Below are 1,542 nucleotides of genomic sequence, written 5' to 3' on the forward strand. Positions count from 1 at the left end.
CGACCGTGTCGGGCGCGCGCTCGGCGCCGGTCCACTGTGCGCGGATGCCGAGCACGCGCAGCGTGTCGCCGACCTCACCGTCTACCTCCGCCAGAGTCATGCGGAGCGAGACCTGGCCGATCTCGGCCGCGATTACGCGGAAAAGGAGTTCTCATGGTTGCCGAGCCGTTGATCGATCTTGCTGTTCGCGGTACTCCGGACGATGTCTGGGCGCTCTGGCGGCGTGGTCGCCCCGAACTGTCCCTCGCCGGGTGGCGACACTTGGTCGTCGTTGCTCCGCATCCCGACGACGAGATACTCGGAGCCGGGGGTTTGATAGCGCTGGCGCGGTCGCGTGGTCTGCCGGTCACGGTGGTCGCGGTGACCGACGGAGAAGCCTCACATCCCGGTTCGCCCACCTACTCGCCGACCGAACTCGCCGACCTCCGTGTCGAGGAATCTCTGCGTGCGGCAGCTGAACTGGGTGTCGAACCACCCATTCGGCTCGGTATCGGAGACGGCGCCGTAACGGCACATCAAGCCGCAGTGACCGATGCTCTCGCGGAAATCCTCACCGCATGCGGGCGCACCGGCGGCTGGTGTGCGACGACCTGGCGGCGTGACGGTCATCCCGACCACGAAGCCGTCGGCCGGGCCGCGGCCGCGGCGTGCGCCGGAACCGCGACCCGATTGCTCGAATTTCCGGTGTGGATGTGGCACTGGGCGAGTCCCGAACACCCCCTGGTCCTCGTGACCCGCGTGCGGACGTTGACGCTGCCGGAGGCCGTCATCAACGCCAAATCGCGCGCGATCGCGCACTTCCGCAGCCAGGCCAGTGCCCTGTCGGACGATCCCGCCGACCAGCCGATCCTGCCGCCGCACCTGCTCGACCGCTTCACCGGCCCGACGGAAACGTTCTTCCTATGAGCGAGACACCCCTGAGGGCAGGCTATTTCGACGACATGTACGCCCGCGATTCCGATCCGTGGGGGTTCACCACGCGCTGGTATGAACAGCGCAAGCGGGCACTGACCATGGCGGCACTACCGAAGCCGCACTACCGCAATGCATTCGAACCCGGCTGCTCGATAGGCACCCTCTCCGCCGAACTCACCACCCGTTGCGATCGACTGGTGTGCACCGATGTTGTGGCGCAGGCGCTCGATTCGGCCAAGTCCCGCGTCGAGCGCCTGCCCTACTCCACGCGAGGCACCGTCGAATTCCGCCGCTGGGCACTCGGCGAGGAATGGGTCGACGAGCGATTCGACCTGATCGTTTTCAGTGAGGTCTGCTATTACCTCGACGCCGCGAGCCTGCGTGCGGTGTTCGACCGCGCCGTCGAACACCTCGAACCCGGCGGCACTGTGCTGTGCGTGCACTGGCGACGAAAAGTGCCGGAGTACCCGATGTCCGGTGATCAGGTCCACGCGATCGCGTGCACTACTCGCGGCTTGTCGACGCTGGCGCACTACCGGGACGAGGACATGTCCATCGATGTCTTCACGGCGGTCGATCACGAGCCGATATCCGTCGCGCAGGCCGAAGGGATCAGGTGACACACCG

2 protein-coding genes and 1 pseudogene are annotated in these 1,542 nt (G+C 66.5%); all 3 read left to right on the forward strand.

Annotated features, from left to right (window positions below; genetic code table 11):
- Positions 1-172, forward strand: a pseudogene (locus ACLMAL_RS39505) (acyl-CoA dehydrogenase); the annotation flags it as partial.
- Positions 154-906 carry a PIG-L deacetylase family protein gene (locus ACLMAL_RS39510; protein WP_412003750.1) on the forward strand — a complete coding sequence of 251 codons (753 nt, stop codon included), beginning with the start codon at positions 154-156 and terminating at the stop codon, positions 904-906. The pseudogene ACLMAL_RS39505 and the gene ACLMAL_RS39510, both read left to right, overlap by 19 nt.
- A complete protein-coding gene (locus ACLMAL_RS39515) occupies positions 903-1,535 on the forward strand; it encodes a class I SAM-dependent DNA methyltransferase (RefSeq protein ID WP_412003751.1) in 633 nt (210 codons plus the stop codon). The genes ACLMAL_RS39510 and ACLMAL_RS39515 overlap by 4 nt, the downstream gene beginning before the upstream one ends.
- Positions 1,536-1,542 lie beyond the last annotated feature (7 nt).

The sequence above is a fragment of the Nocardia sp. CWNU-33 genome, assembly GCF_046764895.1.
Lineage (GTDB): Bacteria > Actinomycetota > Actinomycetes > Mycobacteriales > Mycobacteriaceae > Nocardia.

What these genes read in the sequence shown, in the direction of transcription:
- ACLMAL_RS39510 (WP_412003750.1), top strand. Translation starts at nt 154, where the DNA reads ATGGTTGCCGAGCCGTTGATCGATCTTGCTGTTCGCGGTACTCCGGAC.
- ACLMAL_RS39515 (WP_412003751.1), top strand. Translation starts at nt 903, where the DNA reads ATGAGCGAGACACCCCTGAGGGCAGGCTATTTCGACGACATGTACGCC.